Here is a 15,603-nt window from a genome sequence, read left to right on the forward strand (position 1 = left end):
AAGGGGCATTGGAGGTCATCGCGCGCATCAACTCAACGCCCTGAACACCAACGACGTATTAATCCCCCCGAACGCGAAGTTGTTATTCATCACATACTCCGCACTCATCGCCCGCCCGCCATTCACGATGTAATCCAGCTCCGCACACGCCGCATCCGGCTCGACGAGATTGATCGTTGGCGCAAACCACCCATCGCGCATCATCTGCACCGCCCACCACGATTCCAGCGCGCCGCACGCCCCCAGCGTATGTCCGACATAACTCTTCATCGAGCTGACCGGTACACGCTTGCCGAGCACCTGTGCCGTCGCATGGCTTTCCGCGACGTCGCCGCGATCGGTCGCGGTGCCATGTGCGCTGACATAGCCGATCGCATCCGGGGAAAGCCGTGCATCCTGCAAAGCCAGCTGCATCGCCGTCGCCATCGTTTCACTGGTGGGCTGCGTGATGTGGTTGCCGTCGGAGTTGCAGCCAAAGCCCACAATCTCCGCATAGATGCGCGCGCCACGTGCGCGGGCGTGTTCGTAATCCTCCAGCACCAGCGTCGCGGCGCCTTCACCGACGACCAGGCCGTCACGCGAGGTGTCGAACGGACGCGGCGTCAGCGCTGCATCGTCGTTGCGCGTGCTGGTGGCAAACAGCGTGTCGAACACCGCCACGCCTGGGCCGGAGAGTTCTTCTGCGCCACCGCACAGCATCAGCTTCTGCTTGCCTTGCTGGATGGTTTCGTAACCGTAGCCGATCGCCTGGCTGCCCGACGTGCAGGCGCTGGACGTCGGCAGGATGCGTCCCTTCAAGCCAAAGAACACGCCGACGTTCACCGCTGTGGTATGCGCCATCATCTGCACATAGCTGGTGGCGGTCACGCCCTGCATGGAACCGGTTTCCAGCATGCGCCCCATCACGCGCACCGGTTCCACGCTGCCGCCGGATGAACCATAAGCCACGCCCATGCGACCGTCACTGATGCTGGGATCATCGAGCAAGCCGGCATCGCGCAGCGCGCGCTCGCTGGCCGCCACCGCCAGCTGCGCCACGCGGCCCATCGAACGCAAGTGCTTGCGCGGCCAATCGGGTATCTGGAAATCGTCCACCGGACAGCCCAGCCGGCTGTTCAAGGATTCATAGAAATCCCACTCAGGCATCCGGCGTACGGCGTTGCGGCCTTGGCGCAAACGCGTCTGGATCTGCGGCCAATCGTGTCCTAGCGGCGTAATGCCGCCCATGCCGGTAATAACGACGCGCTTCATGGGCCAGTGCTCCATGCAAAAAATAAATTCATGTGGATGATGCCCTTGGTGCGGTGCTGGCGGGCACCAGCACCGCAGTGAAACCAATGCCAAGCAAAAGAGTAAGGCCGAAATCTTGCAATGCAGGCATCGAACTCCACGCCAGCAGGCCGAACGAGAGCAAGGCCGTGATGGCGGAGAGCAATACGCTGGCATACATCGCCCCTGGGCGATGCGTCACATGCGGTTCGCCTTCGCGCAGAAACACCGCGTAATTCGCGCCCACACCGAGCACCAGCATCAAGGCCATCCAGTGGAACAGCGTTAGCGGATGATGCAGATAGCCGAGCATTGCCAACGTAAAGCCGATACCCAGCACCGGCGGCGCCAGCACGCGCGGCACGCTGCGCCAGCCATAGCGCCAACCGAACACCGGCACGATCAAGAGCACGGCAGCGAGCAGCCACACGCTTGCATAGCGTCGATAACGGCCGAACAGGTCGGACACGCCGGCCGCCTTATCCACCAGCGTGACACCAGGCAGATTCGCTGCAGCCTGTTTCAGCAGTGCGCTGGCGGCATCGCCTTGTGGCAGCACCAGCGATGCTGCGCCGTGTGCTGCCGCATCACCCATCCAGAGATAACGGAAGGGTACAGCGAGCGGTGTTTTCAGCCAGTCCTGCAAGCTCAGCGGCGTGCCAGGCCATGCTTGCACGTAGCGATCGATATCGGCATCGCGAAAACCGGCATTGTGCAACCACTGGCGCATGCGATCAGGCTGTGCGAACAGCGGCGCCAGCAGAGCCTGGTTGGCGCGCTGGCGCTGCAGTGAAGGCACCATGCCGGCCACGCCAACCCAGCCTTGCAACTGCCCGGCATCAGTCATGGCCTGCAGGCGTTGCTCCAGCGCTTCCTCGCGTTGCAGGACCTGTTCCTGATCCTCGCCTTGCACCAGGTAGAACTGCGTGCTGTTACCAAGACCGGTGATATCGCGAATCTGCTTTTCTTGGGCGACCAGTGCCGGGGGCGGCGAGATCAGCAGATGCACATCGTCGTCGTGATGCATTTGCACCCAGCCAGGTACAGCCAGAAGCAAGGCCAACGCGGCAAGACCCACGCCGCGCCACCCGGCCGTAAAGCGGGCAACGATGTTTTGCAGTACCAGCGCCGTGCGTACCGAGATGTTGCTTAGCGGCCTGGCCGTTCGTTGCAGCAAGGCCGGCAGCAGGAAGAACACGCTCAAGCAGGCTGCTGCCATGCCCACCATGGCGAAGCACGCCATCTGCCGCAGCGCTGGAAACGGTACCAATCCCAGCAAGGCATAGCCGAGCAGCGAGGTGCCCAAGGCCAGCAGCAGGGCAGGGCGAACCTGATGCAAACCTTGGCGAGGTTCCCACGCGTCGCCGGCGTTCGCGCGAGCTGTGAGGTACTGAATGGAATAGTCCACTGCTTCGCCAAGCAGCGCAGCGCCAAATACCAGGGTCAGCAGGTAAATCTGGCCGAATACCAGCACGCTTACGGCCGTCGCGGTGAGGATGCCGATGGCGGTGGAAAGAAACGCGAGCAACAGCGGGCCAGGCGAGCGGAACACCAGCAGCAACAGTACGGCGATGCCGAGTGTGGAAATCAGGCCCACCCGATGTACGTCGCGTTCGGCGTCGCTACGTGCAAAAGCGGCATAAAACAAGGCACCGGTGCGCAGTACGCGCGTGCCGGGATGATCGTGTTCGACCGCGTGTTCGGCTTGATCCAATACGTCCAAGGCGCGGTGTTGAATCGCGTCGTCGTAGGAAGATCCGTTGAGTGTCGCCGTCACCCATACGTAACTGCCGTCATCGCGATGCACTGTCAGCAGGTTGTCTTCCGGCAATAGTGGCGAGCGGCTCCACGGTTGTTGCTCCATCCAGTGCTGCAGCCAACCGAACGGGTCATCCTGCAAGCGTGTGCCGACGCTGGTGACAAAGGGTTCGTTGATACGCTGCGCCAATGCCTGTTTCGGATCGTAACCAGGTTGTGCGAGCGACTGGCGGTCCGCATCGGTCAATAAACTGAAGCGATGCGCAAGATAGGGCGTTACCAACTGCTGCAGATCGAATGGCGGCAGCTCGGCCGTGACGGAAGCAAACACTTTGTCCTTTGCCAGCATCTGACCGAGTTCGCGCGCAGCCGCTTTCGCCTGCTCGTCATCGGCATGGCCCACCAGCAGAATCACACGATCGCCATTGGCATGCGCCAGCCGTTGCGCCGCAACGTCAGCCAGCGGATTGCGCTCGGTCGTCGGCAGCATGGCCAGCAAATCCGTTTGAATCGGCGAACGTTCGCGCCCGAACAGCAACCATGCGCCAAGCAGGGCGACCAGCAACGTCGCCACCATAAAGCCTATCGCGCGCAGCTGCAGGTTCCGTTCCGTCATGGCAGACCGAGCGCGTGCTTTTCCTGCGTGCTCAGCGGACCGGCGTCGCGGGTGTCGGTCATCTGGATATCGGTCTGCGTGCTGTCCTGCATGTCGATGCGGATGCGTTGCAGGTACATGCCGCCATCGAGCTGGATGTCCCGCAAAACCTGAGCTACGCGCGATTGCTTGGGCGTAAAGCGCAAGTTCCACTGCGCAGCGATGCCGTTAGCCTGCACATTGAACTGGCGTTCTACCTCATCCAACTGTCCCGTCAGCATCCCTTGCAGCATTTGCGAAATCTGGTTGACGCCGCGTTCATTGCGCACGGCCTGCATGCGGCCATCGGCATCAATGCGCAGGGTGCGCGTGCCGGTGAGCGCCAGGGTTTGCTGATAAGGCTGCTGTACTTGCCAGAGCATGCCGTGGCCAGTGACGAACAGCAGTTGGCCGCTGCTGGTTTGCGGCTGGTTGAGGGCAGGGGTTTGGCGTTGCTGGGTGAAGTTGGCGCGGATGGCGGTGTGTTGGCTTAGCTGATTCACGATGGCATGCAGCAGATCTGAGCTTTGTGCGTGTGCGTTGAAGCAGACGAGCATTAGCGCGGGGACGATACATCTGGCGAATATGTTTAGAAGGCCGTCATTCCCGCGAAGGCGGGAATCCATGTTCAAGGAGGTATCAGAGCAAGATGGATTCCCGCTTTCGCGGGAATGACGGCCCAGTAGGTTCGTCAGAGGTTGGTGAGTCACACAGCGCATGCAGCACTCCTCTTCCGCTTCCGCCACAACAACCCCGGCGCCCTCGGCAACATCCCAAGCAACAGCCGTGTATGCATCGCGGATATACGCAGGTTGTCGTGCAGCATATGGAAATGGGATAGACCGTTTTCCGGATAGATCACGCGGGTTGGCAGGTTGCGCACCGGTACCCCGCGCCACATAAGGCGTACCGCTACCTCGGTATCGAAATCCATGCGTGCGGGCAGGGGCGCGCGGTCGATTTCGGCACACGTTGCTTTCAGCGGATAGAGACGGTAGCCGCACATCGAATCACGCAGCGTGAACGACAGCGTTTCCAGCCAAACACACAGGTGCGTGACATAGCGTCCATACAGCCGGGCACGCGGCACACTTTCGTCATAGATGGGTTGGCCGCAGACCAGAGCGTTCGTATCCGCGCGGCCTTCCGCCAGAAAACGCGGCACGTCCGCCACGTCGTGCTGGCCGTCCGCATCGATCTGCAACGCGTGGGTGTAACCCGCATCGCGGGCCGTAATCAGGCCGGCAGTAATCGCGCGCCCCTTGCCGCTGTTGCGCGCCAAGCGAATCCGTTGCACATCATGGGAAACCAAGCCATCCAGCACCACGCGCGTAGCGTCATCGCTGCCATCGTCCACGATTACCACCGGCAAACCATGCGCGCGCAAGGCGGCAACCGTGGCGGCGATAGTGTCCTCATGGTTATAGATGGGAATCAGTGCGCAGGGATGGAAAGCTTCCGCGGCGGTCGCTGACGCAAACGGCATGGACGTACCCGGCCAGCGTTCAACGCGTCAGCAGCGCACGCACAGTGGCGACCACGTCGCCGACCGTCCGCACGTTCTTGAAATCCTCGGGCTTGATGCGCATGCCGGTCATGTCCTGCACCTGGATGGCCAGGTCCACGGCATCGATGCTATCCAGTTCCAGATCGGTGAACAGGTGGGTATCAGGTGTGACCCGGGCAGGATCGATCTCGAAGGTCTCATGCAGCACATCCTTGAGCCTGAGCAGGATGTCTTCGTCGCTGATCCCTGTTTTCAACATCGCATTCATACACACCCAGCCTACGCTGCAGCCCTGCATACCTTCCCCATACCCTTATCGGCAGGCTCTGGCCGCACTGCAGGGCACATGGCGAAGCATCGATTGTTCCTAACCCGCAGAGCGGGTTCCCCTGTGACCTTTACCAATGATGGCAAGGCCTTACCACACATATTCTTGCGGCGAAAAGTCTAGCAGAACTGCCCGTGCTCCGACGGTCGGAGCAGGCAAAAGAAAACGCCGGTCAGGCGACCGGCGTTTTCGATACTCAGCAGTACAGTTTTACTGCCCGCGCATGCGGCCGGCAAAGCGCGGCGCGCCATTGCCCATGTGCGGCAGCTTGATCTTGCCGATCGATGCAATACGCTCCTCGGCCAGACGATCCGCCGCCTTGTAGGTCGGCACGTTCTGCGTCTTGCTGATTTCGAAGATGCGGCCCAGGTTGTAGTAAATGGTGCGCATCATGCGCATCGCACGCTCGCGGTTGTAGCCGTCGATTTCCAGCGACACGTTCATCACGCCGCCGGCGTTCACGGCATAGTCCGGTGCGTACAGCACGCCGCGACGCTGCAGTTCTTCGCCGATCGCGTCGTTGGCCAGCTGGTTGTTGGCGGCGCCGCAGATGATCTTGGCCTTGATGCGGTCGATGGTCTGCTCGTTCACCGTGCCACCCAAGGCGCAGGGCGAGTACACGTCGGCGTTCACGTCGTAGATGTCATCCAGGCCCACCGCTTCGCAACCCAGTTCGTCCACGCAGCGCTGCACGGCGTCCTTGTTGATGTCGGTGACGAACACCTTCGCACCCTGTTCGCGCAGCAGCTTGATGAATTCGCTGCCCACGTGGCCGGCGCCCTGCACGGCGTAGCTGTACTTGCCCACGTCTTCATTGCCGTACTTGAAGTTCAGCGCGGCCATCAAACCCTGCAGCGTGCCGTACGCGGTGAACGGCGAGGGATCGCCCGAACCGCCGTGCACCTGATGCACGCCGGTGACGTATTCCGTTTCGCGGAACACGTATTCCATGTCGTTCACGTCGATGCCCACGTCTTCGGCCGTGATGTAGCGGCCGTTGAGCGAGTTGACGAAACGGCCAAAGGCGCGGAACAGCGCTTCGGATTTGTCTTTCGACGGATCGCCGATGATCACCGCTTTGCCACCGCCGAGGTTCAGGCCGGCCACGGCGTTCTTGTAGGTCATGCCGCGCGACAGGCGCAGCACGTCGTTCACTGCATCTTGCTCGGTCTTGTACGGCCACATGCGCAGGCCGCCCAGTGCCGGGCCCAGCACCGTGTTATGGATCGCAATGATGGCTTTCAGGCCGGCGTCTTGGTTATGGCAGAAGACGACTTCTTCATGGCCTGTTTTAGCGATGGTTTCGAAAATCATTGGAACTTGAACTCCACGTTTGACGGTGCTGGGGAAGGCACTCGAATGGGAAAAGCGTTGGCCCCGCCAAGGACCTGTCGCCTGAAACTCAAAACCCCAGTTAGGGATGCTCTGACTCATTTTGCGTAGGTGGCATGATGTTCAGAAGGCCCGCAGGGTGTGTTGCGTGGCGCCGGGAAGACTGGCTGTCTTGCCAAGCCGCGCGGCACATCCTGCGGGCCTTCTGAACATCACCCTTCGGGCCGGCTCTGTCTGTTCGCATACCTTCGGCCCATCGTCTCGACAGACAACCAGTCTGCCTTCGTCGATGGTCCTGTGGTCTGCGAACAGACAGAGCCGGTGACACCTACGCAAAATGAGTCAGAGCATCCCGTAGGCTGGGGCGGTGAGTTATCTCGATAATTTTAGTACGAGACGTGAAGGCAACGCTTTCGCATCGCAACAAACGAAAACGCCCCGCACGTATGCGGGGCGTTTTTTGTTCACGTGAAAGCGGCGTGTTTACCCTTGAACCCAAACGCCTACGTGGAAGTGCCAGCCATCGGGATGACGTTCCCAATGCGGATGCACGTAGTGATAACCCGGACGCACGGCTTCCCAGTGACCGCGCACGGCAACGTAGCGGCCACCATCCCAATGGTAGTAACCACGTGCCCACACAAAACCCGGACGCGGCGGCGGCGCTTGTTCGATCACTTCCACCGGCGGTGGCTGCGGGGCCACCACTTCCACGACCTGCGGCGGTGGTGGCGGAGGTGGTGCGACATACACGACACGGCGCGGCGGCGGTGCCGGCCGTTCAACAACACAACCGGCAAGCGTGGCTGCGACGCCGGCAACAACCAGCAAGGATGCAAAACGTAATGACATTGAAGCCCCCAGAGAATTGGATCGGAGCTGCCGATCCGGTCAGCGCCATGCGCAGTCTAATTGGCGAAGCTGTCGTGGAACCTGCGCTTCATCGTGCGATGAAGCGCAGGTTTTTGCGGGAAAAACTAGCGATCAACGACCCCAGTAACCATCACGCCAGTACCAACTTGGCCCGCGATGGTCCCAGCCACCTGGATACCAACGATAGCCCGGGCGTGCACGCACCCAATTGCCACCGACCCACACGTGACGGCGGTAACGCGGATCCCAGCGCCAGTAGCCCGGTACCCAGACAAAACCACGGCGCGGCGCCGGCACAACTTCATAACGCGGCGGCGGCGGCGCCACATTGATGCCAACGCCCACGCTCACTTGCGCGGATGCAGGTGGCGTGTAGCTCACGCTAGCCAACGCAAGACCGATACCTGCAACAAAGGCCAGTTTGCGGGTGATGTTGATCATGTGTCTCTCTCCTTAAGTAAGGCAGCGGCTATCAGCAGCTGTCGAATGGGGGAACGCGAGCGAGTCGGGCGATGTTGACGTGATTGCTTTCGGTTGTTCAGGTAGCAGCAGAATTATTTGCGACGGTTTTATCTGCGGGCATTCGTATGAAGCGGAGACTGGCATACCTCCATGACGCTTTGATCGAAGCACTCGTCATTCCGGCGAAAGCCGGAATCCAGTGAAACATGGCGCGCGCAGCGCATAACACAAAGCGTTCGTGTGCTTCGCACGCTTTATTCCGACTGGATTCCGGCTTTCGCCGGAATGACGGTGAAGGGGAAATGGAGCGCACTGACGCAATGAATATTTAACGAAATAAGCTGTAGAAATAAAACGAACGGTCGTGCTATTTTCTCGACCATGAGCCCTATCACTACCCCCACCAAAGGCGCCGCGACCCGCGAGCTCATCCTCGATCACGCCTACGAACTAGCCCGCCAGGACGGCCTGGAAGGCCTTTCCATCGGCGCCCTGGCCTTGGGTGTAGGCATGTCCAAGAGCGGCGTATTTGCCCATTTCGGCTCCCGCGAAGAGCTGCAGCTGGCCTTGTTGGATGCTGCCTCCAAGCGCCTCGTGGATTTCGTGCTCCGGCCCGCCGTGCAACAACCGCGCGGCGTGAAGCGCCTGCGCGCCATTCTGGAAGGCTGGTCCGAATGGGTCCGCATTCACTACAACGGCTGCGTGCTGATCAGCGCGGTCACGGAATACGACGGACGCGAAGACAGTCTGTTGCGTGCGCGCGTGAAGCAGCAGCAAACAGGCTGGCGCAATGAATTGATGCGCGCGATTCGCCAAGCCGCCGAAGCAGGTGATCTGCGCGCAGATACCGACGCCGATCAACTCGCCTTCGAAATCTTTGCCGTGATGCTCGGCCTGCATCACGACGCCAGCTTGTTCGGCTTCGACCAGGCCCACCGACAGACATGGGCAGCGATCGATCGCCTGCTCGCCAGTTATCAGCCTTAAGGAGGCTGCCATGACACGCCAAACCGTCAGTTCGCATCATCGTTCTTCACGCACCACGCTGAAGCTGCGCGCTGTGCGTCTTGGTTTCGCAGTCGGCAGCCGGCTTGCGCCGAACCATACGGTAGATCGCGCAGCACGCCTGTTCGCCACGCCATTCGCCAGCAGCCGTACCCGCGCACGTGATGCGCAACCGGATGACACCATGCAGCGCGGCGAACTTGTCATCAACGGCGAATCCATTGCGACGTACGTATGGGGTGATCCTTCCAGGCAACCGTACGCATTATTGGTGCATGGCTGGTCCAGCTTCGGCCTGCGCTATCTGCCGTGGGTCGCGAAGTTGCGTGAGCTGGGCTTTGCCGTGGTGACGTTCGATCAACCCGGCCATGGCGCCAGCAGCGGCAATTTGTGCACCTTGCCGGATTTCATTGCCACCATTCGCGCCATCGGCAGGCACTTCGGCAACGCGGCATTGGCGATTGGTCACTCGATGGGTGGTGCCGCTGTCGCATTGGCGCAAGACGAACACTGGTATGCACGGCGCCTGGTTTTGATTGCACCGGCCGCTGATATCGAGGCAGCCGCGGGTCGCTTTATCCGCTTCGTGCGACTTGGTGAACATCTGCGCGAACCCTTCATTGCGTGGTGCGAACGCCGCACCGGCGTGCGCATGCGCGAGCTGCAGGTGCATCGTCACGTTCCAACGCTCGGTCAGCCGGGCTTGATCGTGCATGACCTGGATGATCGCGAAGTGCCGTGGGATGAGGGCGAGCGATATGCGCGCTATTGGCCTGGGGCGCGGTTGCTTACCACGCAAGGCTTGGGGCATCACCGCGTGCTGGATGCGCCGGAAGTGATCGAGGCGACGCTGGCATTCTTGCGTGGCGAACGTGTGGGCGATCGCGTGGTGGCTTCGCCGAATTTGCCGTTCGGCCTGGCGTAATCACTCCAACTTCAATCTCGCCTGGCCATCCCCCAATCACCTCACCGTCATTCCGGTTTTCGCCCACTGCTGTCCGGGGAAAATTCGCTGCGCTCTAGATAGGCATCTGCCACGCAACCGAAGCCCCTATTTTTGCCAGCAAATTCAACGCTAGCGATTCGTCGCCCCGGCGAACGCCGGGGTCCAGTGTCTTTGACGATCTGCAAGTCGCTGGGTCCCGGCTTTCGCCGGGACGACGAGTCTTTTAGCCATGTCGCTAAAACAAACAACACTTTCCCCGGACAGCAGTGGGCTTTCGCCGGAATGACGGTGAGGCATGCATAACCATCAGCGCGATAACCCACAAAAAAACTCACATCCGGTTGTAACACGCCTCATCCAACACCCCTTCCGACTTCGCCACCATCACCGCCGTCACCGTATCGCCGGTAACATTCGCCGACGTACAACACATATCCAGCAAACGATCCACCGCCGCAATCACCGCAATCACCTCCAGCGGCAAGCCCACCGACGACAGCACCAAACTCATCACCACCAGCGCCGCCCCCGGCACGCCCGCGGCACCAATCGAAGCCAGCGTCGTCGTCAATACCACCATCACCATCTGCATCAGCGACAGCTCGATGCCGTAGGCATTGCTGGAAAAAATCGCCACTGTGCCGAGATACACCGCAAGGCCCGACATATTGATGGTGGAACCCAGCGGCAACACAAAGCTCGCTACCCGCGAATCCACGCCCATGCGCTGCTGCGTGTTCTCCAGATTCAGTGGCAACGTGGCGGCACTGCTGGCAGACGAGTAAGCAAACAACTGCACCGGAATCGCTTTACGCAGAAACGGCAGCGGATTCAAGCGGAACAGCATCAGCATCAGCGCACACAACACCACCATGAAGAAGATCATCACCGCGTAGTTAACCGCTACCAGCGCACCCAGATGGCCGAGCACCGAGAAACCATGGTCCGCCGTCACATACGCCATCAGGCCAAACACACCGATCGGGGCAAACTTCAGCACCATGCCAATCAGCTTGAACACGACCGCTGACATGGCATCGAAGAAGTTGCGCACGGGTGAAGCTTTGTCACCGGTCAAGTTGATGGCCAAGCCGAACAACACCGCGAACACAATCGTCGGCAGCAAAGCCCCATCCGCAAACGACTTGAACGGATTGGAAGGAATCGCACTCAGCAGCGCATCCTTCATGCTGATTGACTGCTGAGCAACCGCCGCACCCGTGCTGTCAGCCAAGCCAAAGCCGCTACCCACATGGAAGAAACTCGCCGCACCCATGGCAAGTAACGCCATGATCGCCATCGACACCATGTAAATCGCTATCGACTTCCACGCGATACGGCGCATGGCCGCCAAATCAGTCAGCGAAGTAATGCCGCACACCACCGATACAAACACCACCGGCACCACGCACATGCGGATCAGCGACATAAACACGTCACCAAGTGGTTGCAACATCTTTGCCGGCTCACCAAAGAAGTGTCCGACAGCAAGGCCAAGCAGCATCGCAATCAGAATCTGATGCCACATTTGCAGGCTGAATCGTTTCGCCAAAGTCTTGGATGAAGTCATGGAAGTGGTCCCCGAAAAGTACAAGCCGAGCATGCGGTGTCCTCCGCATGCTTTTGAGGAATCTCAATAGAAGTTGGGTAGCTGCTAAAAATTTCGTTAGTCAGGTGCAGCCATGCGCACCCGTGTGGAGCAGGCGTTGCACCCGCTCGACAAGCTATATATCGAGGTCACTACTGTCTGCAGGGGATGGACCACAAGCGTTCCATCCTCAACCCCACTAGAATAGTTGCACTTGGAACATCCCCGTTCTCGGAGTCCCCATGAGTTCCCCCGCCAAGCACGTTCCTGCCACCGCCGCGCAGGCCGAAACCAGCCCGCTTCGCTTCGTCACCGCTGCCAGCCTGTTCGATGGCCACGATGCCGCCATCAACATCATGCGCCGCATCATTCAATCGCAAGGTGCGGAAGTGATTCACTTGGGGCACAACCGCTCGGTGGAAGACGTAGTGCGTGCTGCACTGCAAGAAGATGCCGACGCCATTGCGCTGTCCTCCTATCAAGGCGGCCACGTCGAGTACTTCAAGTACATGGTGGACATGCTTAAGGAGAAGGGCGCCGCCCACATCCGCGTCTTCGGCGGCGGCGGCGGCACCATCACCCCGGAAGAAATCCGCGAGCTGCAAGCCTATGGCGTGGAACGCATCTACCACCCCAACGACGGCATGAAGCTCGGCCTGGTGGAAATGATCGAAGACGTCATGCATCGCGCCGGCAACGCCGCCGCCAAGCGCGAGCAGAACGACGCCATCGTCCCGGCCAACATCAATATCAACGACGAAATCAGCATCGGCCACATGCTCTCCGCCATCGAAGAGAGCAAGTTGAGCGACACCGAACTCGCACGCCTGCGCAAAGAGTGGTCGCTGGCCGGCAAGCACACACCAGTACTCGGTATGACTGGCACGGGCGGCGCCGGTAAATCCTCCGTGGTGGATGAACTCTTATTGCGCTTCCTGCACGCCTTCCCGCACATGCGCATCGCCGTGCTCGCCGTGGATCCCACGCGCCGCCGCAGCGGTGGGGCACTGCTTGGTGACCGCATCCGCATGAATGCGCTGCGCAGCCATCGCGTATACATGCGCTCCATGGCCACGCGCCGCCAGAATGCCGCCACCAACGAAGTGCTGCACGACTGCATCAACTTCTTGAAGAGCCAGCCCTACGACCTGGTGATCGTCGAAACCGCCGGCATCGGCCAGAGCGATTCAGAAATCGTCGACCTCGTCGACTTCCCCGTCTACGTCATGACCAGCGACTACGGCGCCGCCAGCCAGCTCGAAAAAATCGACATGCTCGATTTCGCCGAACTCGTCGTGCTCAACAAATTCGACAAGCGTGGTGCCGAAGACGCCCTGCGCGACGTGCGCAAACAGTGGAAGCGCAACCGCAACGCCTTCACCCTGAAAGACGACGACGTGCCGGTGTACCCCACCATCGCTAGCCAGTTCAACGATCCAGGCGTCACCTGGATGTTCACCAACCTGTGCCGCCTGCTGCTCAACAAGCTCTCAGCGAAAGGCGGCGAACATGCCATCGAAACCGCGCACTGCGATTTCAAGCCGAACCTGGACGTCACCCTGAAAGAACCGCGTGCCACCGTGCTGATTCCCGGCGCACGCGTGCGCTACCTCGCCGAAATCGCTGAGCAGGGCAGGGGCATCAACACCGAGATCGAACGCGAAGCCGAATTCGCCAGCAAGGCGCAGCACTACTACGAATCGCTGAAAGAACTAGCCGATCCAAAACTCCCGCGCCCCCTGGAACGCTACGACCACGACGACCTTCACGCCCCCTCAACCCCCAACACCGTCATTCCGGCGAACGCCGGAATCCAGTCAAATACGCCGCGCGAAGCGCACGACATAAATCCAGAACCAACCCACGAAGCAGTAGACCGCACCCTCCTACTACTCCGCCAACGCTACAACGCCGCCCTGCGCGAACTCAGCCACGAAGCCCTGCACCTGCTACGCGACTGGCCCAAGCTCTACAAATCCGTCACCGACGACGTCAACGAATACAAAGTGCGTGACAAAGTGATCCGCGTAGAAAACTACCGCGTATCCCTCAGCCACCAGAAAATCCCGAAGGTTTCGCCACCCAAAACCAAAGACTGGGGCGACCAGTTGCGCTTCCTCATGCGCGAAAACCTGCCCGGCCACTACCCGTACACCGGCGGCGTCTACCCCTATCGCCGCACCGGTGAAGATCCCACCCGCATGTTCGCCGGCGAAGGCACGCCCGAGCGCACCAACCGCCGCTTCCATTACCTGAGCCAAGGCGGTGCCGCCACGCGCCTCTCCACCGCGTTCGACTCCGTCACCCTCTACGGCGAAGATCCCGCACCGCGTCCGGACATCTACGGCAAGATCGGCAACTCCGGCGTCAACATCGCCACGCTCGACGATATGAAGAAGCTGTACTCCGGCTTCGACCTCAGCGCGCCGACCAGCTCCGTCTCCATGACCATCAACGGCCCCGCGCCGATCATCCTCGCGATGTTCATGAACACCGCGATCGACCAGAACGTGGAGAAATACCTCAAGTCCGACGACGCGCGTTGGACCGCCGCGCAAAAGCGCATGGACGAACTCTTCGCCGGCAAAAAGCGTCCCACGTACTCCGGCGATCTACCCAAAGGCAACGAAGGTCTCGGCCTCGGCCTGCTCGGCATCACTGGCGAGCAACTCGTCGACGCCGAAACCTACGCCCGCATCAAGGAAGAAACCCTGCAAACCGTGCGCGGCACGGTACAGGCAGACATCCTCAAAGAAGACCAGGCGCAAAACACCTGCATCTTCAGCACCGAATTCGCACTGCGCATGATGGGCGACATCCAGCAGTACTTCGTCGACCACAAAGTGCGCAACTTCTATTCCGTCTCCATCTCCGGCTATCACATCGCCGAAGCCGGCGCCAACCCGATCAGCCAGCTCGCCTTCACCCTCAGCAACGGCTTCACCATCGTTGAGTACTACCTCGCGCGCGGCATGCATATCGACGACTTCGCGCCGAACCTCAGCTTCTTCTTCTCTAACGGCATGGACCCGGAATACACCGTCATCGGCCGCGTCGCCCGCCGCATATGGGCCCGCGCCATGCGCGAACGCTATGGCGCCAGCGCCCGCAGCCAGATGATGAAGTACCACATCCAGACGTCGGGCCGCTCCCTGCACGCGCAGGAAATCCAGTTCAACGACATCCGCACCACCCTGCAAGCGCTGTACGCCCTGTTCGACAACTGCAACAGCCTGCACACCAACGCCTACGACGAAGCCATCACCACGCCCACCGAAGAAAGCGTGCGCCGCGCCGTCGCCATCCAGATGATCATCAACAAAGAACTCGGCCTCAACTTCAACGAAAACCCCTGGCAAGGCAGCTACATCGTCGACACCCTCACCGACCTCGTCGAAGAAGCCGTCTACAAAGAATTCGAAGCCATCAGCGAACGCGGCGGCGTACTCGGCGCCATGGACACCATGTACCAGCGCGGCAAGATTCAAGAAGAATCGATGTACTACGAGCAGAAAAAGCACGACGGCAGCCTGCCGCTGATTGGCGTCAACACCTTCCTGCCCAAGGACCATGGTGGCGAAATCGCTACGGAGATCGAGTTGATTCGTTCGACGGAAGAAGAGAAGGGGCAGCAGATTGAGAACGTGCAGGGCTACGGCAAAGCCCGCAATTCGCTGTCACCCGATAGCCTCAAGAAATTGCAAGTTACTGCACGCGAACGCAAGAATGTGTTTGAGCAGTTGATGGAGGCGGTGAAGTACAACTCGCTGGGCCAGATCAGCCATGCGCTTTATGACGTGGGTGGTGAGTACCGTAGAAATATGTAACTACATTGGTCAAGCAATAAAAAAGCCCGCCTATTGGCGGGCTTTTTTATTCGGGTTACAAATGTTGGAGAATG

At 60.2% G+C, this 15,603-nt stretch carries 12 protein-coding genes; 3 read left to right on the forward strand and 9 right to left on the reverse strand.

Features of this window, described 5'->3' with window-relative positions; translation table 11 throughout:
- Positions 1-27 precede the first annotated feature (27 nt).
- The 8 genes from IEX75_RS13985 to IEX75_RS14020 all read right to left on the reverse strand — a co-directional run bounded on the left by IEX75_RS13985 (position 28) and on the right by IEX75_RS14020 (position 8,142).
- Entirely contained in the window at positions 28-1,251 is a 1,224-nt protein-coding gene (locus IEX75_RS13985; RefSeq protein WP_188794906.1) for a beta-ketoacyl-ACP synthase, read from the reverse strand.
- Between the two features lie 28 nt (positions 1,252-1,279).
- Positions 1,280-3,643 carry an MMPL family transporter gene (locus IEX75_RS13990; protein WP_188794907.1) on the reverse strand — a complete coding sequence of 788 codons (2,364 nt, stop codon included), beginning with the start codon at positions 3,641-3,643 and terminating at the stop codon, positions 1,280-1,282.
- A complete protein-coding gene (locus IEX75_RS13995) occupies positions 3,640-4,164 on the reverse strand; it encodes a LolA family protein (RefSeq protein ID WP_188794908.1) in 525 nt (174 codons plus the stop codon). The genes IEX75_RS13990 and IEX75_RS13995 overlap by 4 nt, the downstream gene beginning before the upstream one ends.
- A 203-nt stretch (positions 4,165-4,367) precedes the next feature.
- On the reverse strand, positions 4,368-5,147 hold the full coding sequence (locus IEX75_RS14000) for a glycosyltransferase family 2 protein (protein WP_188794909.1): 780 nt from the start codon (positions 5,145-5,147) through the stop codon (positions 4,368-4,370).
- 19 nt (positions 5,148-5,166) lie between these two features.
- Positions 5,167-5,436, reverse strand: coding sequence for an acyl carrier protein (locus IEX75_RS14005; protein WP_229720823.1), 270 nt, complete (start codon positions 5,434-5,436; stop codon positions 5,167-5,169).
- A 270-nt stretch (positions 5,437-5,706) separates the two neighbouring features.
- On the reverse strand, positions 5,707-6,810 hold the full coding sequence (locus tag IEX75_RS14010) for a Glu/Leu/Phe/Val dehydrogenase (RefSeq protein ID WP_188794910.1): 1,104 nt from the start codon (positions 6,808-6,810) through the stop codon (positions 5,707-5,709).
- A gap of 501 nt (positions 6,811-7,311) precedes the next feature.
- A complete protein-coding gene (locus IEX75_RS14015; protein WP_188794911.1) occupies positions 7,312-7,680 on the reverse strand; it encodes a YXWGXW repeat-containing protein in 369 nt (122 codons plus the stop codon).
- A gap of 132 nt (positions 7,681-7,812) precedes the next feature.
- Positions 7,813-8,142 (reverse strand): YXWGXW repeat-containing protein, encoded by a 330-nt coding sequence (locus IEX75_RS14020; RefSeq protein ID WP_188794912.1) that lies wholly within the window; start codon positions 8,140-8,142, stop codon positions 7,813-7,815.
- Positions 8,143-8,544: 402 nt separating this feature from the next.
- Here IEX75_RS14020 and IEX75_RS14025 point away from each other — a divergent pair, with 402 nt between their 5' ends.
- Positions 8,545-9,150 carry a TetR/AcrR family transcriptional regulator gene (locus IEX75_RS14025; protein WP_188794913.1) on the forward strand — a complete coding sequence of 202 codons (606 nt, stop codon included), beginning with the start codon at positions 8,545-8,547 and terminating at the stop codon, positions 9,148-9,150.
- A 10-nt stretch (positions 9,151-9,160) separates the two neighbouring features.
- Positions 9,161-10,093: an alpha/beta hydrolase gene (locus tag IEX75_RS14030; RefSeq protein ID WP_188794914.1), complete on the forward strand. Its 933-nt coding sequence runs from the start codon at positions 9,161-9,163 to the stop codon at positions 10,091-10,093.
- A 352-nt stretch (positions 10,094-10,445) separates the two neighbouring features.
- Here IEX75_RS14030 and IEX75_RS14035 read toward each other — a convergent pair whose 3' ends face one another.
- Complete coding sequence (locus tag IEX75_RS14035; protein WP_188794915.1) at positions 10,446-11,684, reverse strand: dicarboxylate/amino acid:cation symporter; 1,239 nt, start codon at positions 11,682-11,684, stop codon at positions 10,446-10,448.
- Positions 11,685-11,944: 260 nt separating this feature from the next.
- Here IEX75_RS14035 and IEX75_RS14040 point away from each other — a divergent pair, with 260 nt between their 5' ends.
- Positions 11,945-15,529, forward strand: a complete 3,585-nt coding sequence (locus IEX75_RS14040; RefSeq protein ID WP_188794916.1) for a methylmalonyl-CoA mutase family protein — start codon at positions 11,945-11,947, stop codon at positions 15,527-15,529.
- Positions 15,530-15,603: the final 74 nt, after the last annotated feature.

This window comes from Dyella nitratireducens (assembly GCF_014642835.1).
Taxonomy (GTDB): Bacteria; Pseudomonadota; Gammaproteobacteria; order Xanthomonadales; family Rhodanobacteraceae; genus Dyella_B; species Dyella_B nitratireducens.

Bases quoted from the DNA above. Each gene is read 5' to 3' on its own strand.
- IEX75_RS13985 (WP_188794906.1), bottom strand. From the start codon at position 1,251: ATGAAGCGCGTCGTTATTACCGGCATGGGCGGCATTACGCCGCTAGGA.
- IEX75_RS13990 (WP_188794907.1), bottom strand. From the start codon at position 3,643: ATGACGGAACGGAACCTGCAGCTGCGCGCGATAGGCTTTATGGTGGCG.
- IEX75_RS14000 (WP_188794909.1), bottom strand. From the start codon at position 5,147: ATGCCGTTTGCGTCAGCGACCGCCGCGGAAGCTTTCCATCCCTGCGCA.
- IEX75_RS14005 (WP_229720823.1), bottom strand. From the start codon at position 5,436: ATGAATGCGATGTTGAAAACAGGGATCAGCGACGAAGACATCCTGCTC.
- IEX75_RS14010 (WP_188794910.1), bottom strand. From the start codon at position 6,810: ATGATTTTCGAAACCATCGCTAAAACAGGCCATGAAGAAGTCGTCTTC.
- IEX75_RS14015 (WP_188794911.1), bottom strand. From the start codon at position 7,680: ATGTCATTACGTTTTGCATCCTTGCTGGTTGTTGCCGGCGTCGCAGCC.
- IEX75_RS14020 (WP_188794912.1), bottom strand. From the start codon at position 8,142: ATGATCAACATCACCCGCAAACTGGCCTTTGTTGCAGGTATCGGTCTT.
- IEX75_RS14025 (WP_188794913.1), top strand. From the start codon at position 8,545: ATGAGCCCTATCACTACCCCCACCAAAGGCGCCGCGACCCGCGAGCTC.
- IEX75_RS14030 (WP_188794914.1), top strand. From the start codon at position 9,161: ATGACACGCCAAACCGTCAGTTCGCATCATCGTTCTTCACGCACCACG.
- IEX75_RS14035 (WP_188794915.1), bottom strand. From the start codon at position 11,684: ATGACTTCATCCAAGACTTTGGCGAAACGATTCAGCCTGCAAATGTGG.
- IEX75_RS14040 (WP_188794916.1), top strand. From the start codon at position 11,945: ATGAGTTCCCCCGCCAAGCACGTTCCTGCCACCGCCGCGCAGGCCGAA.